The following is a 16163-nucleotide window of genomic DNA, read 5'->3' on the forward strand; positions in this document are numbered from 1 at the left end:
TCAGCGCGCGTTCGCTGCCGGGTGCTTGAGCACCTGCATCGTGCCGCGCGTGACGCCGAACTGTTCGTGCACCGCCGCGCGCTTCACCGCCTCCGCGGGCGACAGCCGGCCCGTGAGCAGTTCCTGGTACGCGGCCAGCACGCGCGTGGCCTCTTCCCGCGTCTCGCGCACGAACTCCACGCGGAACCTGCGCACGCCGCGCTCCAGCAGCCGGGGTACCAGTGACGCCGCGCTCTGCGCCTGCGCGTTGAACACCGTGTTGCGGCACCCCACGTCCACGATGACCGGGTGCTCCAATCCCAGCCGGTCCTTCAGCGCGATGGCGTGCTTCTCACACGGCCGCCCGCAGGCCTTGTAGTCGCGCCCGTTGGACAGCGTGTGTGAATACACGCAGTGCTCCGTGTGGAACGTCGCGATGTGGTGGTGCAGCGCCACCGCGAACCGGTGCGCCGGCGCCTGCTCCAGCAGCGCGAAGAGCTGCTCCGAATCCAGGTCGTGCGACACCGTCAGCGTGTCCAGCCCCAGGCTCAACAGGTGCGCCGCCGTCAGCGAGTTCGTGACGTTGAGCGAGAAGTCCCCGTGCAGCACCGGCCGCGACGCCCCCGCCGGCTGCTCCAGGAAGTGCATCATCGCGCCCCAGTGGCGCACCAGCACCGCGTCCGGCCGCAGTCGGTCCAGGCGCGTGTCGTAGCCCTCCTCGCCCGGCTTCTGCACGCGCACCGTGGCGATGGTGACGCGCAACCCCGCCGCGCGCGCCCGCTCCACCGCCTTCTGGAGCCCCACCAGCTCCATCCAGTCCAGCTCCACCTCGCGCAGCCCCGCGGCGATGACCGCCTCCAGCTGCGCGTCGTTCCGGCACAGCGGCAGCAACCGGGGCGCGTCCTCCGCCGGCCGAGGAGCCACCTTCGCCAGCAGGCCCTGACGCACGTCGGCCTCCACCGGCTCAATGCTCACGGTCCGCTCGGGGCCGCGCTCCACGTCCGCCGTCAGCTCCGCCACCAGCTGCCGGCGCAGCGCCTTGAGCTCCGACACCGGCAGGTGCAGCCCCGGCGCCAGCCCGGACGCGTCCAGCGCCGCCAGGTGGAACGACGTGCCGCCCAGCGCGGCCAGCTTGTCCTTGAGCAGCGCCGCGTCCACACCCGCGCCCCGCGACGGCGCGAGCAGCGTCGTGCCCACGGCCTCGCGCGTGAACCGCCCGGTGCTCATCCGCACGCGCAGCGGCTCACCCGCCACGCCGGACACCCACAGCGACAGCGGGATGCGGCCCTCCGGCTCACCCTCCGCCAGCAGCTCCCCCGTGCGCCGCGCCAGCGCCGGGTCGCTGTTCAGCCACACGCGCTGCCCGGGCGCCACGCGGCCCAGGTCCGGCCCGGGATGCCCGAAGCCCAGCACCCACGCGTCGCCCTCGCGCTCCACGCGGAAGATGGGGCCGCCCGGCTCGTGCTTGTCCTCCGGCGCGCCCGCGTCGAACACCACGCCCATGCCCGGACGCGGATCCACGTCCGCGGGGTCGGGCTCACCCGTGAGCGGCGCGGACACGTTGCCCGCCGGGGCCTCGGGCCGCTCGTCCATGCCCAGCGCGCCCGTCCACGGCCGGTCGTCCGGCACCACGAGCACGTCCTTGCCCGCCACCGCGCGCACGCGGCCCAGGTACAGCCCGCGGTGCTTCGGGAAGCGCCCCTCCACCAGCGTCTGGTGGTCGGAACCCGCCAGGAACCCGTGCGAGAAGCCCCGGCTGTACGACAGCGACATCTCCGCCAGGTCCTTCGCCAGCCGCGCGCCGTCGGGCTTCCCCGCCATCACGCCGTCCAGCCAGCGGCGGTAGCCCTGCACCGTGCTGGAGACGTACTGCGGCCCCTTGAGCCGGCCTTCGATCTTCAGGCTGTGCACGCCGATGTCCGCCAGCTCCGGCACCGCGCGCACGCCCGCCAGGTCCTTGGGGCTGAGCAGGTACTTCACCTCGCCCAGGTCGCGCGTCTCGCCGTCCACCACCAGGTCGTACGGCAGCCGGCAGGACTGCGCGCACTGGCCGCGGTTGGCGGACCGGCCGCCCCAGGCCTCGCTCGTGAGGCACTGGCCGCTCCACGACATGCAGAGCGCGCCGTGGATGAAGACCTCCAGCTCGATGTCCGTCTGCGACGCCAGCCGGCGGATCTCCGCCACCGACAGCTCGCGCGGCACCACCATGCGCGTGAAGCCCAGGCCCGTGGCGAACCGCGCGCCCTCCGCGCTGGACAGCGTCATCTGCGTGGACGCGTGCAGCTCCAGCTGGGGGCACACCGCCCGCGCCAGCAGCGCCACCGCCGGGTCCTGCACGATGAGCGCGTCCACGCCCGCCTTCGCCACGCCGCGCAGCAGGTGCTCCACCACCGGCAGCTCCGGCTCGAACACCAGCGTGTTCAGCGTCACATAGGCCCGGGCGCCCGCCCGGTGGATGAGCCCCACCGTCTCCGGCAGCCGTTCGAGCGAGAAGTTCTCCGCGCGGGCGCGCGCGTTGAAGCCTTCATCGAGCCCGAAGTACACGGCGTCCGCGCCACTGGCGAGGGCGGCACGCAACGACTCCAGGTCACCAGCGGGGGCGAGGATTTCGGGGCGTCGGGGAGACATGCCTCCCTAACTACCACGCCCACCCCGGCTGCTCCCGGCTTGATGCCCGTCCACTCTCCAGACGGGCGTCCCGCCGGCCCTGCTGATTCCAGCACAACCCACCGCGTCAGATGGGTGCTTGGCGTGACAAGGACTCCAGTGGCGAAGGTGTATCCGCCGAATGTTTGTCTTTGAGGGGGGCGGTGATATTCCTGTCAGCAGGCGCGCAGGGCAGGCACCCGCGAATGGCGGGTGGGGGATGCCATCAAGAACCGCGCGCCCTCTTCCGAAAGGATTCCCAATGCAGCGCGAGCAGGTGTCGGGGGCGCGCTCCGCCTCTGGGCGGCTGGAAGCGGTGGATGCCATGCGGGGCACGGTGATGCTGCTCGTGTTCCTGTCGCACTTCGCGGATGCGTATCTCTATCCGCTGGGCGGTGAGGCCGCGCACCTGCGCGAGCGGATGAACCTGCTGACGATGATGGCCACGCCCGGCTTCATGGTCATCAGCGGCCTGATGCTGGGGCTCTTGCACTCGCGCAGCCGCGACTTCGGCCCGCTGCGCAAGCGGCTCCAGCGCCGCGGCCTGTTCCTGCTCACCGCGGGCCACCTGCTCATCGTGCCCACCTGCCGCTTCTGGGCGAACGAGCCGCTGTACCTGCTGCGCATCCTGCCGGTGACGGACACCATCGGGCTGGCGCTGCTCGTGGGGCCCTGGGTGGTGACGCGGCTGAACGGCCGGGCCCGCGCGGCGCTGGGCCTGGCGCTGTTCGCGCTGAGCTGGACGGTGAGCCTGGGGTGGTGGCCGGAGTCGGCCGTGGCCCGCACGCTCAAGGAGGCCTTCTTCGGCCAGCGCGAGCTGTCCGTGATGCTCTCCACCTTCCCGGTGGTGCCGTGGCTGGGCGTGTACCTGGTGGGCAGCATGTTCGGCGAGTGGCTGGGGACCTGGGGCCGCGCGGACGTGAAGGGCGTGGGCCGGCGCTTCGAGTTCGTGGGCCTGGGCATCGCCGTGGGCGGCGCCGGGCTGGTGGTGCTCCACATCGCGGTGCGCCACCTGTGGCACGGCGCGGGCTTCGACACGCTGATGGCGCTCACGTCGCAGGCGCAGAAGTACCCGCCGGGGCCCGCCTACGTCGCGCTCTATGGCGGCACGGTGCTCGCGCTGATGGGCTTGCTGATGCGCGCCGAGCAGGCCGGCTACCTGTCGCGCTACCTGAAGGCGGCGAGCGTCATCGGTCGGCACTCGCTGCTCGCGTTCGTGCTCCAGTTCTACGTGTACTACGTGGGCCTGTACCTCCTGCGGCTGCACTACACGCCGCTGTGGCCGCTGCTTTTCGTCTTCACTGCGGGGCTCCAGTGGTGCGCCCTGTACGCGTGGGACCTGCGCGACCGTGCCCGGGAGGCCGCCACGCGCCTGCCCGCGGGCGTGCCCGTGTCCGGCGCTCGCTGAGGGTGACGAGCAGGGGAGCGAGCGAGCTCACGCCGGGTGGCGGACCGTCGAATGCGTCCCCACCCTTCGACGCAGGAGGTCGTGATGCTCGAGGTCGTCGTCTACATGAAGCGGACCTGCCCCTATTCGCGGCAGGCCATGGACCTGCTCAACGAGAAGGGCTGTGAGTTCCAGAAGGTGGATGTCGCCGCGGACGAGAAGCGGCGCGAGGAGATGATGGAGCGCTGCGGCCGCCACACCGTGCCGCAGATCTTCATCGCGGGCCGCCACGTCGGTGGCTGCGATGACCTGTACGCGCTGGAAGAGCGCGGGGAGCTGGATGCGCTCCTCGGCCGCGAGGCCCGGGACTCCACCGCGCCCTGACGCCGTCATCCGTTGTCGTGCCCGGGCCGTGCCCTCCTTCCGGAGGACGCGGCCCGCGTGTCTCCAGGGCAGCGGCGTCGTCCCCCCGGGCAGTGGCCGTGACAGGCCCGGCGGCGGAGCTTGTCGCGCCGCTGGGACGGGGACTCCCGGGTGGGAGCCTTGAAGCCCGTCCTGCGCGCGGTGCCCACCCGCCGGCACACTCGCGGGCCCCTGTCGCCAGGCCCAACCGCGCGGATTCACATTCCTGCCCGGACGCCCGGCAACCAGGCGTCGGAGATGGCCCGGGCTGACGGGGAATGCGCGGCACGCGTGTTCCCGTTGCCGGCCGACCCCGCGAGCGCACCCCCGCGCCGTGAACCCCACGAGGAGCCCCCATGCGCTTCCGCCTGACCCTGACGACCCTCGTCTGCGCCACCGGGATGCTCGCTGGCACCGTCGGCTGTACCGGCAAGGTCGAACCCGCGCCCGCGACAGCCACGCCTCCGGGCACGTCCAGTCCACCCATCGTCACCCCGCCGGCGCGGCCCCAGCCGCCGGCCGACGCGGGCACCGGTGTGGACGGCGGGGTCGCCACGGAGGACGGCGGCACGCCCACGGATCCGCCTACGGATCCGCCCACGGATCCGCCTGCGGATCCGGTAGACCCACCGCCCACGGAGCCGCAGGAGCCCGAGCCTCCGCCCCCCGCCGAATCGCAGTACACGCGCGTGCTCTGGGTGTCCCCCAGCGGCAACGACTCCGCGGCGGGCACGGAGAGCCTGCCCCTGCGCACGGTCGCGCGAGCGCTGTCATTGGTGAAACCCGGTGAGGCGGTGTTCCTCCTGTCCGGCACGTGGCGCGAACACGTGCAGCTGACGGAGCGGCAGGGCACGGCGGCGAAACCGCTGACGCTCCGGGCCGCGCCGGGCGCCACCGCCATCCTCAAGGGCGGCTCCATTGGCGAGACGGCGCTCGTGGACGTGAGCGGCGCGTACTGGAACCTCCAGGGGCTCACGGTGGACGTGGGCGGCGAGCGCACGTTCGCGGTGATGTGGCGCGGCGCGGGCGCGCACCACGGCGTGCTCAAGGACAGCATCCTGAAGAACGGCAGGGAGGGCGCGGGCGCCTACGTGACGGACAAGGCGCACGACGTCCTCATCGAGAACAACGACATCTCCCACTTCGACCAGGGCGAGGTGGACAGCCACGGCGTCGCGGTGCAGACCTCCGCGTTCAACGTGGTGGTGCGCGGCAATGACATCCACCACAACTCCGGCGACGGCGTGCAGTGCCTGGGGCCGGAGGGTGGCGCCACCAACCCGGGCACGCCGTTCGACAACCTGCTCGTGGAGGACAACCGGCTCCACGACAACCGGGAGAACGGCGCGGACATCAAGACGTGCACCCGCGTCACGCTGCGCGGCAACACCATCTACAACCACCGCGCCGTGTCCACCGCCGCGGGCGAGGGCATCCTCGTCCACATGTCCCCGTCCGACGTCACGCTGGAGGACAACGTCTTCTACGCCAACGCGCGCGCCATCCAGATTGGCGGCAACCGCGAGGGCGCGCCCCCCACGCGCGTCATCCTCCGCCGCAACCTCATCCACGACGGCCTGGGCGAAGCGGACGGCGAGGAGGGCACCGGCATCCGCGTGGACGCGTCCGTGGACGTGAAGGTGCAGCACAACACCGTGTGGAACCTGAGCGGCGCGTGCCTCATCTTCGGCGCGGGCTCCAACGGCTCCAGCCAGGGCCTGGACGTGCGCAACAACATCTTCGCCGGCTGCGGCACCGCCGCGCGCGCGGGTCCGGGCCGGAGCGGCGCGGTGGTGGACGGCAACCTGTACTACCGCGGCGGCGGCGCGGTGGCCTTCAACCTGGAGGGCGCCACCGTGGGCCTGGCGGACTGGCGCTCGAAGGCAGGCCTGGACAAGCGCTCCCAGGAGCGCGCCCCCGCCTTCGTGGACACGGGCGCGGACGACTACCAGCTGGCGGCGCAGTCCCCCGCTCGCGAGGCGGGCCTGTCCCTGGGGTTGCCCTTCTGCGGGGCGGCGCCGGACCAGGGCGCCTTCGAGTCAGGCTGCCCCTGACCCCCGGGGTTGTGTAGACTCCGGCCCCCCTCGCTCCGGAGTCCTGCGCCCCGTGTCGGCCCCGTCGGAACCCGCCTTCGGCATCGTCCTGGTCCCCCCGGGGTCGGTGGCCCGCGAACCCCTGAACGCCTGCGCCGAACGCGCGGGCCTGCGCGTGGTGAACGACCCGGACGACGCCTCGCTGGCGCTGGTGGACCTCACCGCGCCCGGCTGCGGCCCCGCCGTGGTGGAACTGCTCACGTCCCTCAACGGGCCCCACCTCACGCTCATCGCGGTGGTGTCCCCGGAGCCGCGCGGCTTCGCCGCCGTGGACACGCTGCGCCCCGCGGACATCGTCACCCACCAGGGGCTGCCGCACGAGCTCACCTGGCGCCTGCAGCGCGCCGCGGAGCGCCACCGCGAGCGCGAGGAGCAGGCCCGCAGCCAGACGGACCTGGCGCTGCTGCTGGAGCTCACCGCCGACTACGCGGAGAGCTCCGACGTGGAAGCGCTCCTGCACGGCGTGACGCGGCGCCTGGCGGAGCAGCTGGACATCGCGCGCGCCACGCTGGTGATGGTGGGCGGCGGCGCGGACGAGGGCGTCATCGTCGCCGCCAGCGACGACCCGGGCATGAAGGACCTGCGCATCGACCTGGCGCGCTATCCCGAAATCCGCGAGGTCGTCCGCACCGGCAAGCCCGTCGTGATGCAGGAGGCCGCCACGCACCCGCTGCTGGGCGACCTGGAGCGCCGGGCCGTGGCCGCGCGAGGCATCCACGCCATCGCCGCGCTGCCGCTGCCCATCCGGGGCCAGGTGCGCGGCGTGCTGCTGTTGCGCGCGGCCGGGCGCAGGCGCGCGTTCAGCACACGGGAAATCGACTTCCTCACCACCGTGGCCCACGCGACGGCGGTGGCGCTGCGGAGCGCGTCGGTGCTCCAGTCCGTGCAGACGGCGCGGCTGGCCGCGGAGGAGAAGGCCGCCTCGTTCAAGCCCTACCAGCTCTTCTTCGCCCACGTGAGCGAGGGCGTGGCCATCCTCGACGACGAGGCCGCCGTGCTGTCGCTCAACCCCTCCGGCGCGTCCATGCTGGACACGACCGCCAGCGAGGCCCGGGGCAAGCACCTGAATCAAATCACGCAGCCGGTGGACGACGGCGTGCTGATGGAGCTGGTGACGTCCGCGTCGCGCGGCGAGGCGCGCATGGGCGTGGACGTGGTGGTGCGCACGCCCGCGGGAAGGTGCCTCACGCTGTCCATGTCCGCGGCGCCGCTGCGCGACGAGGACGCGGCCACCATCCTGTCCTTCCGCGACGTGACGCACGCGCGCAAGCTGGAGGACGAGCTGCGCAACACGAAGGACTTCCTGGAGCGGCTCATCGACTCGTCGGTGGACGCCATCATCGCCGCCGACCTGAAGGGGCGCATCATCCTCTTCAACAAGGGCGCGGAGGCCATGTGCGGCTACACCGCGCAGGAGGCCCAGGAGAAGCTCACCGCGCACCAGCTCTACCCGCCCGGCGTCGCCCAGCGCATCATGGCCCAGCTGCGCGGGCCGGAGATGGGCGGCAAGGGCCGGCTGTCGCTCACGCGCCAGGAGCTGATGCACCGCTCCGGTGAGCGCGTGCCCGTGAACATGACGGCCTCCATCGTCTACGAGGGCGGCCGCGAGTCCTTCACCGTGGGCATCTTCACGGACCTCCGGGACCGGGTGCAGCTGGAGCGCAAGCTGTCCGACGTGGAGACGCGGCTGGAGGAGAGCGAGAAGAACGCCGTCATCGTCGCGCTCGCCGGCACCGCCGCCCACGAACTCAACCAGCCCCTCACCTCCGTGATGGGCTACGCGGAGCTGCTCAAGCGCAAGCTCAAGGAGGAGGACTTCGCCTTCAGGCCGGTGGACATCATCTACCGCGAGGCGGAGCGCATGGCGGAGATCGTCCGGAAGATCGGGAAGATCACCCGCTACGAGACGAAGTCGTACGTGGGGGCGCAGCAGATCCTCGACCTGGACAAGGCCAGCTCCCATGAAGAGTGAGGTCCGCGCCGTGCGTCCGTCCGGAACCCTGGCCCCCGACGCCTTCCAGGCCTTCTTCGACGCGCTGGACGAGCCCGCCGCCGTCTGCGACGTGGCCCTGCGCATCGCGGCCGTGAACCCCGCGCTGCGCCGCTTCTGCGCCGGGCACGACATCAGCGTGGACGTGCTGGCGGAGGCCCTGGCGGGCGCCATCGCGCCGGAGGACGGGCAGTCCCACGAGGTCGACCTCGTGCTCCAGAGCGGCACCTCGCTGGTGCTCTCCCTGTCGCGCCGCGCGGACACCGTGGCGGTGCGCGCCCGCGTGGACACGGAGGTCATCAGCGGCCGGCTGGTGGTCGCGGAGCGGGCCCTCTTGGAGCAGGCGCGCACGGAGGGCGTGCTCCTGGACCTGGGCCGCAGCGTGGCGGAGGCCGGCGGCGAGGAGGAGCTGGTGGCCGCGGTGGCGCGCGGCGTGAAGGAGCTGTTCCCCGGCCGCGCCTTCTGCATCCGCATCGTGGACGCGCGCTCCGGCGGCCTCACGTCGCTCTACGCCGAAGGCCGGCTCAAGGAAGGCGCGCACGAACCGCTGGTCCTCTTCCAGCGCTCCGTGGAGAAGACGAACCTCACGCCCACGGCGCTGCCGCAGGGACGGGTGACCATCTCCGAAGAGGTGCCGCTGCTCTTCCACGGCAGCACCCGCGCGGTGAGCGCGCCCCTGGTCGCGAGCGGCCAGCTCTTCGGCGCCATCAACATGGAGTACCCGGAGGGGCTGGACGCGGACCCCGCGCACGACGAGCGCGTGCTGCTCCAGCTGGCCAGCCAGGTCGCCGTGGCGGTGAAGAACGCGAAGCTCATCGACGAGCTGACGTTCGTGCGCAAGTACCTGGAGGAGCTGCTGGAGAAGGCCAACGCGCTCATCCTGGTGGTCAACCGGGACAAGCAGGTCGTGGTCTTCAACCAGGCCCTGAGCGCGCTCACCGGCCTGTCCAAGGAGCAGGTGCTGGGGCGGGATTTGTCCTCGCTGGTGGCGGCCAGCGAACAGCTGCGGCTGGTGCCCGTGCTGGCCGCGGCCATGCGCGGCGAGTCCGTGAACAACTTCGAGACGCGCCTGCTCACCCGCGACGGCGGCGAGGTGCGCGTGTCCTTCGCCACCTCCTCCATGCTCACCCAGCCCGGGGAGGTGGAGGGCGTCATCGCCATTGGCCAGGACGTCACCGTGGTGAAGGAGCTGGAGAAGCGCATCATCCACGCGGAGAAGCTGGCCTCCATCGGGCAGCTGGCGGCCAGCGTGGTGCATGAAATCAACAACCCCATGACGGCGGTGGCCACCTACGCGGACGCGCTGCTCCAGCGCTCGCGGATGACGCCGGGCGCGAACCCCGCGGACCAGGAGAAGCTGAAGAAGATATTGGAGAGCAGCCACCGCATCCTGCGCTTCACCCGCGACCTGGTCAGCTACGCGCGGCCCGCGCAGGACCGGCCGGAGCGCGTGTCGCTCAACGCCGTCGTGGACATGGCGGTGGGCTTCTGCGAGCACGTCGTGTCCCAGGCCCGCGTCAGCGTGCAGCGCGACTACGCCAGCGACGTGCCGCCCCTGGCCGCCGTGCGCGCCAACCTGGTGCAGGTGTTCGTCAACCTCATCACCAACGCCTGCCACGCCATGCAGCCCGGGGGACAGGTGCAGCTGACCACCCTGCAGGAGGGCACGGAGGCGGTGGTGCGCGTGCGCGACACCGGCACCGGCATCGAGCCGCGCAACCTGTCGCGCATCTTCGAGCCCTTCTTCACCACCAAGCCCGAAGGCCGCGGCACGGGCCTGGGCCTGTCCATCTGCCAGGGCATCGTGGAGAACCACGGCGGGCGCCTCACCGTGGAGAGCGCGCTGGGGCAGGGCACCACCTTCACGGTGCGGCTGCCCCTGGCGGCGGACTGACGACGACGGCGGGCGCGGCCTCAGCCCTCGCCGCCCTCGTCGTCCAGCTCCCGCCGGAACTCCTCGTTCGTGAGCAGGCCCTTGCGCGCCATGATGCGCATGAGGGCCCAGAAGCGGCGCTCCAGCTCCTCCAGCCGGTCCGGCTCCTCGCGCGCCGCCTGCCCGAAGAGGTAGTCCAGGTCGTCCAGCACGCCGCCCCCGGACGACGGCGCCCGCGCCTTGCCCTTGTCCCCCGCGCCAGCACCCGCGCCGCCGCGCTTGCGTTTCGCCTGCTCCTCTCGCTCGCGGATGAGGTCCGCCAGCGACGTGCGCTGCGTCTTCTCCGCCGCCGGCAGCTCCTCGCCGACGATGACCTCCTCGTCGTCCTCCACGGCCGGGCGTGCGGGGGGAGGAGCGGGTCTTGCAGGCGGACGCGCCGGGGCAGCGCGAGGGCCCGTGGCCACGGGGACCTTGTGGTAGTAGCGCAGGATGGCGCCGCGCACCGCGGACAGCGCCGTCACCCGGCCGCTGACCTTCAGGCCGCTGGTGAACTCGATCTCCTCGATGGCGGTGATGTTCAGCGGATCCGCCATGGCCACCACCAGCTGGCGCCGGCCGCCCGCGTTCTCCAGCGCGTAGGGGAACAGGTCGTGCTGTTCGCAGAAGCGCGCGCGCAACAGGTGCACCGCCGCCCAGTCCGGTGTGATCGCCGCCAGGTCCACCTGCGGCATCTCCAGGGCCTCACTGAGCGCCTGGGCGAGCGTGGCCTCCGTGATGGCGCCTTGCCCGATCAGCGTCACGCCCAGCCGCTGCCGCGTCTGTCGCTGCGCCGCGAGCCCCGCCTCCAACTGCGCGGGGGTGATCGCACCGCGTTCCACCAGCAGCTCACCAATGCGCTTCCTGGCCATGGTTTCCCCGCCTAACACGGCACCCGAAGGTGCCCAAATCGCTGGCACGTCTGTTGCGCAAGCCACTGGAAAGGGCCCGCCGTGTGCCCTGTGGAGCGACTTGGCAAGCGGCGAGCCAACGCAAAATTCCTGTGAGATTTCAGTAACTAACGCTGAGGGTGCCTGCCTTGACACGCCTGGGAGCGGTTCCTAGACTCGGCGCCACCGTGATCCAAAATTCCTGCTTCTGACCTGGGTGGATGTCCACCCGGCCGGTCGCAGTGCGGAGTGGCCCGCAAGCGCGTGTCGCTCCGCCCATCTGGAGGCATTCCGTGATGAACCTGGGGTTCGTAGCCAATCTGTCCGTCCTCGCCAACGCCGCCGGCGGCAATGAGACCTTCCTGCAGGAACTGGGGCGCCGCTGGGAGTCCGGTCAGGCCGGTATGTACCCCATCGCGGTCTGTCTGGTGGTCGCGCTCTCCATCATCATCGAGCGCAGCATCGTCCTGTTCGGCAAGGCCTCCATCAACAAGGAAGGCTTCCTGCGCGGGCTGAAGAAGCACATCTACGCGGGCGACCTGGACAAGGCCATCAACTACGTGGCCGGCCAGAAGAACACGCCGCTGACCAACGTCATCAAGGCCGGCCTGATGAACGTCCCCAAGGGCCAGGAAGAGGTCCAGGCGGCGCTCGACGAGGCCAGCCTGCGTGAGACGCCCCGCCTCGAGGCGCGCACGGGCTACCTGGCGATGCTCGGCAACGCGGCGATGCTCGCGGGCCTCCTGGGCACGGTGAACGGTCTCATCACCTGCTTCGAGGCGGTGGCGAACGTGAACCCGGCCGACAAGGCGACCATTCTGGCGAACGGCATCTCGGAAGCCATGAACTGCACGGGCTTCGGTCTGCTCACGGCCATCCCGGCGCTGATCGCCTTCTCCGTGCTGATGGGCCGCACCCAGGGCCTCATCAACGACATCAACGAGACCAGCGTCTCCGTGCTGAACCTCATCGTGGCCAACCGCGACAAGTTCAAGAACCTGAACATCCCGGCCTCCGCCCACGCGCACGCCGAGGAGTAGTCCTCCTCACGGCCGTCGCCGGTTGGAACCGGATGTACCGGCGCGCTGTCTGGTAGCCCCGAGTGGTGGACCCGGACAGCCGCGTCGGTTTCCCAGAGTCTTCTTGAAACGTCGTTCGTGCGCGAAGAGCGCGGTAGAGCAGGGAGGTAGTCGCCATGGCCGGCGGAATGGACCTGGGCACCGGTGGGAAGGGTGGCAAGAAGCCGCTCGACACCGCCATCAACATGGTGCCCTTCATCGACCTGATGGCAGTGACCATCAGCTTCCTCATCATGACGGCGGTCTGGACCCAGATCGGCCGTCTCCAGGTGTCGCAGGCCGGCGGGGCCTCCACGGACGAGCAGCAGGAGGAGGAGAAGACCAAGACGGTCCAGCTCACCCTCCTGGTGTCGCCCACGGAGATGCGCCTCACCGCCGACCAGAGCGCCTTCGACCCCATTCCCCTCACCCGGGATGACAAGGGCCGGCCGGACCTGACCAAGCTGGTGGCGCGCTTCAAGGAGTTGAAGGCGCAGCTTCCGGACCAGGCCGCCATCACCCTTCAGACCGAGGATCTGGTCCGCTACGAGGACCTGGTCCGCATCATCGACGAGTGCATCGGCTCCGGGTTGCCCCAGGTGTCGGTCTCCGCGGCGATGGGCTAACAGGAGAGCACCCAAGCCATGGGCATCAAGGTTCCCGGTAAGCGGTACGGCAAGCGGCTGGAGCACTCCAAGGTCTTCGGCCACGGCGGTCACGGCAAGAAGAACGGCAACGCGGACCTGCTCATCACCCCGCTCGTCGACATGTTCGTCATCATCGTGCTCTTCCTCATCGCGAACTTCTCCGCGACGGGCGAGGTGCTGATGATGACCAAGGACATCGTCCTTCCCGAAGCGGTCAACGTGAAGGAAGTGGAGATGCACCCGGTGGTGATGGTGTCCAACGACCAGGTCAGCGTGTCGGGCACCATCGTGGGCCGGGTGGAGGACCTCACCAAGGACGAGTACCTCAACATCCCCGCGCTGGAGGAGAAGCTGCGGGACATGAAGAAGCAGTTCGAGGACCTGCACTCCATGGCCGGCGGTGGCGAGACCTTCAAGGGCGACGTCAACATCCAGGCCAACAAGGACGTCCAGTTCAAGGTCATCAAGCGGGTGATGTTCAGCTGCGCCACGGCCGGCTACAGCAACATCAACTTCGCCGTCATCCAGGCGGGTGGCGCCGCGGCCGGTGAGAAGACCGCCGCCGTCACCCCGTAACAACAGCTTCGCGGCGGATCCCGGCCGGTTCCGGGTTCCGCGCTTTACAAAAGACGCCCTGACCCTGCCTGGGTCGGGGCGTTCGCGTTTCTGCTAGAGAAGCGCCCATCATGCTCCTGCGCGCCGTGCTCTTCGACCTGGATGGGACGCTGGTGGACTCGCTGGGGGACATCGCCACGGCGATGAACCACGCGCTGGAGCAGCACGGCCTGCCGCCGCACCCGGAGGCCGCCTACCTGCGCTTCGTGGGAGAGGGCGTGGCGAAGCTCGCCGAGCGGGCCACGGCCGGCGCACCCCCCGCGCTCCAGGGGCAGGTGCTGTCCACGTACCACGCCCACTACGACGCCCACCTGTTCGACCGGACGCGCGCCTACCCGGGCGTGGAGGACGCGCTCGTGGCGCTGGCGGCGGACGGCGTGCGGCTGGGCGTGCTCAGCAACAAGTCCGACGACTTCGTGAAGCGGCTGGCGGCGCGGCTGCTGCCGGGCGTGCGCTTCACGGCCGTGTACGGCGAGCGGCCGGGCATCCCGCGCAAGCCGGACCCCACCGCGGCGCTGGCCCTGGCGGCGGAGCTGGGCGTGGCGCCGGCCGCGTGCGGCTTCGTGGGGGACACCTCCGTGGACATGGACACCGCGAAGGCCGCGGGCATGTACGGCGTGGGCGTCACCTGGGGCTTCCGCACGGCGGAGGAGCTGCACGCGCATGGCGCGCGCGCGGTGGTCTCCTCGGCGGGCGAGCTCCTGGCCGCGCTGCGGACCGCGGGCGCCTGAAAAGCAGCAGGGGCCGCCTCCTTCTCGTGGAGGACGGCCCCTGGGGCTTACAGCGCGGTCGCTTGAGTGGTTCAGGCCGCCACGGCGAGGTCCGGCTTGGGCTGCTCCGGGACGGCGTCCACGGCGGGCGGACGGCCCAGCAGCTTGAGCATCCGGTAGTGCGACGCCACGGCGCTGCGGAAGGTCTTCGCCTCGATGTAGGGCAGGCCGTGCTCCTCGGCGGTGGCCTTCACGATTTCACTCAGCGCCGGGTAGTGGATGCTGCACACCTTGGGGAACAGGTGGTGCTCCACCTGGAAGTTGAGGCCGCCCACGTACCAGCTCAGCAGGCGGTTCTTGCGGGCGAAGTTCGCGGTGGTGCGCAGCTGGTGCACCATCCACGCGTCCTCCACCTTGCCGTCCGTGTCCGGCACGGGGAACTCCGCGTTCTCCACCACGTGGGCCAGCTGGAAGACGATGCCCAGGATGAAGCCCGCCGTCATGTGCATGGCCAGCTGCCCCACCACGAACTGCCACCAGGTCACGTCCAGCACCAGCCACGGAATCACCAGCGTCCAGCCGTAGTACACGGCCTTCATCGCCAGCAGGCGGGCCCACTCGACGCCTGCGTGCTTCTTCCCCTTGTAGGGGCCCAGGTCCTTCTGGAAGAAGTACTTGTAGTCCTTCGCGAACACCCAGAAGACCGTGGTCAGCGAGTACGCCGCGAACGCGTACAGGTGCTGGAAGCGGTGGTACCCCTTCCACTCGCTGTACGGCGACAGCCGCAGCTGCGGGCTCACCGTCAGGTCCTCGTCCATGCCCTGGATGTTGGTGTACGTGTGGTGCAGGACGTTGTGGGTGATGCGCCACATGTAGCTGTTCGCGCCGATGAGGTCGAACGCGAGGCCCACCACCGTGTTCACCTTCGCGTCGTCGCTGTAGGAGCCGTGCACGCCGTCATGGCCGATGCAGAAGCCGATGCCCGCGATGGCCACGCCCATCAGCACCGCCAGGCCCAGCATGCCCCAGGCATTGAAGTGGCCGCTGAGCAGCAGCCCGTAGACCCCCGCGGTGAAGCCCAGGATGGACAGGGCCTTCACGTACATGGCCTTGTTGGCTCGCTGCGAGAGGTTCCGGGTCTCGAAGTATTCGGAGACGCGTCGCTTCAAGTCCTCCGCGAAGGAGGCATCGCGCTGGCCAAAGGTCACACGGGTCGGGTTTGTCACTGGGAGGGACGCCTCACGATTGGGGTCTGCAGGGGTGAATCCGGGACGGGGCATCCACGATAGGCCACGTCCGGGTGGAAGTGTTCAAGGCTGAAAACTATTCCGGAACACCGGGCCCCTCCAGAGGTGTCACTCCTGGCCGCCTGGAGCGTCAGCCAGCGGGAAATGGACCGCCCCACGAAGGCGTTTCACTGCCGGATCGAGGTTGTTACCTTCGACGGCGTGAGAAGGGACGGGAGTGGTTCCCGGCTCGACTTCATGCCTGTTCAGGGCTAAGGCGCGGTCTTCGCCCCAAAATTCGGGGGCGGGCAGTCCGGCGATTTCGCAGGGTTGCCAGTGGGACAAGGAAGCAGATCATGGCAAGTGGTACGGTGAAGTGGTTCAATGATGCGAAGGGTTTTGGGTTCATCACGCAGGACAGCGGTGGTCCGGACGTGTTCTGCCATCACACGGCCATCGTGGCGGACGGTTTCCGCACCCTGGCCGAGGGCCAGAAGGTGGAGTTCGACGTGAAGAAGGGCCCCAAGGGGCTCCAGGCGGAGAACGTCCGCCCGGTCGGCTGAGCCTTCCGGCTCTGCTGCTTTTCACGCATCCACGAGGTCCGGCCTTGA

General features: G+C 70.4%; 13 protein-coding genes. 10 read left to right on the forward strand and 3 right to left on the reverse strand.

What is annotated here, in order from left to right; genetic code table 11:
* Positions 1 to 2607 carry a U32 family peptidase gene (locus tag AABA78_RS10310; RefSeq protein ID WP_338262802.1) on the reverse strand — a complete coding sequence of 869 codons (2607 nt, stop codon included), beginning with the start codon at positions 2605 to 2607 and terminating at the stop codon, positions 1 to 3.
* Positions 2608 to 2887: 280 nt separating this feature from the next.
* On the opposite strand from AABA78_RS10310, the gene AABA78_RS10315 reads away from it, so the two are divergent.
* The 5 genes from AABA78_RS10315 to AABA78_RS10335 all read left to right on the forward strand — a co-directional run bounded on the left by AABA78_RS10315 (position 2888) and on the right by AABA78_RS10335 (position 10391).
* On the forward strand, positions 2888 to 4033 hold the full coding sequence (locus AABA78_RS10315) for a heparan-alpha-glucosaminide N-acetyltransferase domain-containing protein (protein ID WP_338262803.1): 1146 nt from the start codon (positions 2888 to 2890) through the stop codon (positions 4031 to 4033).
* Positions 4034 to 4084: 51 nt separating this feature from the next.
* Positions 4085 to 4396 carry a glutaredoxin 3 gene (gene grxC / locus AABA78_RS10320; RefSeq protein WP_338262804.1) on the forward strand — a complete coding sequence of 104 codons (312 nt, stop codon included), beginning with the start codon at positions 4085 to 4087 and terminating at the stop codon, positions 4394 to 4396.
* A 374-nt stretch (positions 4397 to 4770) separates the two neighbouring features.
* Complete coding sequence (locus tag AABA78_RS10325) at positions 4771 to 6468, forward strand: right-handed parallel beta-helix repeat-containing protein (RefSeq protein ID WP_338262805.1); 1698 nt, start codon at positions 4771 to 4773, stop codon at positions 6466 to 6468.
* Positions 6469 to 6520: 52 nt separating this feature from the next.
* Positions 6521 to 8479 (forward strand): PAS domain S-box protein, encoded by a 1959-nt coding sequence (locus tag AABA78_RS10330; RefSeq protein WP_338262806.1) that lies wholly within the window; start codon positions 6521 to 6523, stop codon positions 8477 to 8479.
* Positions 8469 to 10391, forward strand: a complete 1923-nt coding sequence (locus tag AABA78_RS10335; protein WP_338262807.1) for an ATP-binding protein — start codon at positions 8469 to 8471, stop codon at positions 10389 to 10391. The genes AABA78_RS10330 and AABA78_RS10335 overlap by 11 nt, the downstream gene beginning before the upstream one ends.
* A gap of 20 nt (positions 10392 to 10411) precedes the next feature.
* Here the strand turns inward: AABA78_RS10335 and AABA78_RS10340 are convergent, their stop codons facing one another.
* A complete protein-coding gene (locus AABA78_RS10340; RefSeq protein WP_338262808.1) occupies positions 10412 to 11278 on the reverse strand; it encodes a cyclic di-GMP-binding domain-containing protein, MshE-related in 867 nt (288 codons plus the stop codon).
* A 314-nt stretch (positions 11279 to 11592) separates the two neighbouring features.
* Between AABA78_RS10340 and AABA78_RS10345 the strand changes: the two genes are divergently transcribed.
* The 4 genes from AABA78_RS10345 to AABA78_RS10360 all read left to right on the forward strand — a co-directional run bounded on the left by AABA78_RS10345 (position 11593) and on the right by AABA78_RS10360 (position 14347).
* A complete protein-coding gene (locus tag AABA78_RS10345; RefSeq protein ID WP_171417378.1) occupies positions 11593 to 12336 on the forward strand; it encodes a MotA/TolQ/ExbB proton channel family protein in 744 nt (247 codons plus the stop codon).
* Positions 12337 to 12491: 155 nt separating this feature from the next.
* Positions 12492 to 12980 carry an ExbD/TolR family protein gene (locus AABA78_RS10350; protein ID WP_120629553.1) on the forward strand — a complete coding sequence of 163 codons (489 nt, stop codon included), beginning with the start codon at positions 12492 to 12494 and terminating at the stop codon, positions 12978 to 12980.
* Between the two features lie 18 nt (positions 12981 to 12998).
* Complete coding sequence (locus tag AABA78_RS10355) at positions 12999 to 13577, forward strand: ExbD/TolR family protein (protein WP_120529976.1); 579 nt, start codon at positions 12999 to 13001, stop codon at positions 13575 to 13577.
* 110 nt (positions 13578 to 13687) lie between these two features.
* Positions 13688 to 14347, forward strand: coding sequence for an HAD family hydrolase (locus AABA78_RS10360; RefSeq protein ID WP_338262809.1), 660 nt, complete (start codon positions 13688 to 13690; stop codon positions 14345 to 14347).
* A 71-nt stretch (positions 14348 to 14418) separates the two neighbouring features.
* Here AABA78_RS10360 and AABA78_RS10365 read toward each other — a convergent pair whose 3' ends face one another.
* Positions 14419 to 15495 carry a fatty acid desaturase family protein gene (locus AABA78_RS10365; protein WP_338262810.1) on the reverse strand — a complete coding sequence of 359 codons (1077 nt, stop codon included), beginning with the start codon at positions 15493 to 15495 and terminating at the stop codon, positions 14419 to 14421.
* Positions 15496 to 15908: 413 nt separating this feature from the next.
* Here AABA78_RS10365 and AABA78_RS10370 point away from each other — a divergent pair, with 413 nt between their 5' ends.
* The gene (locus tag AABA78_RS10370) at positions 15909 to 16115 is read left to right on the forward strand and encodes a cold-shock protein (RefSeq protein WP_120529979.1); all 207 of its coding nucleotides are present in this window, start codon (positions 15909 to 15911) and stop codon (positions 16113 to 16115) included.
* Positions 16116 to 16163 lie beyond the last annotated feature (48 nt).

Source organism: Corallococcus caeni, assembly GCF_036245865.1.
In the GTDB taxonomy this organism is placed as follows: domain Bacteria; phylum Myxococcota; class Myxococcia; order Myxococcales; family Myxococcaceae; genus Corallococcus; species Corallococcus caeni.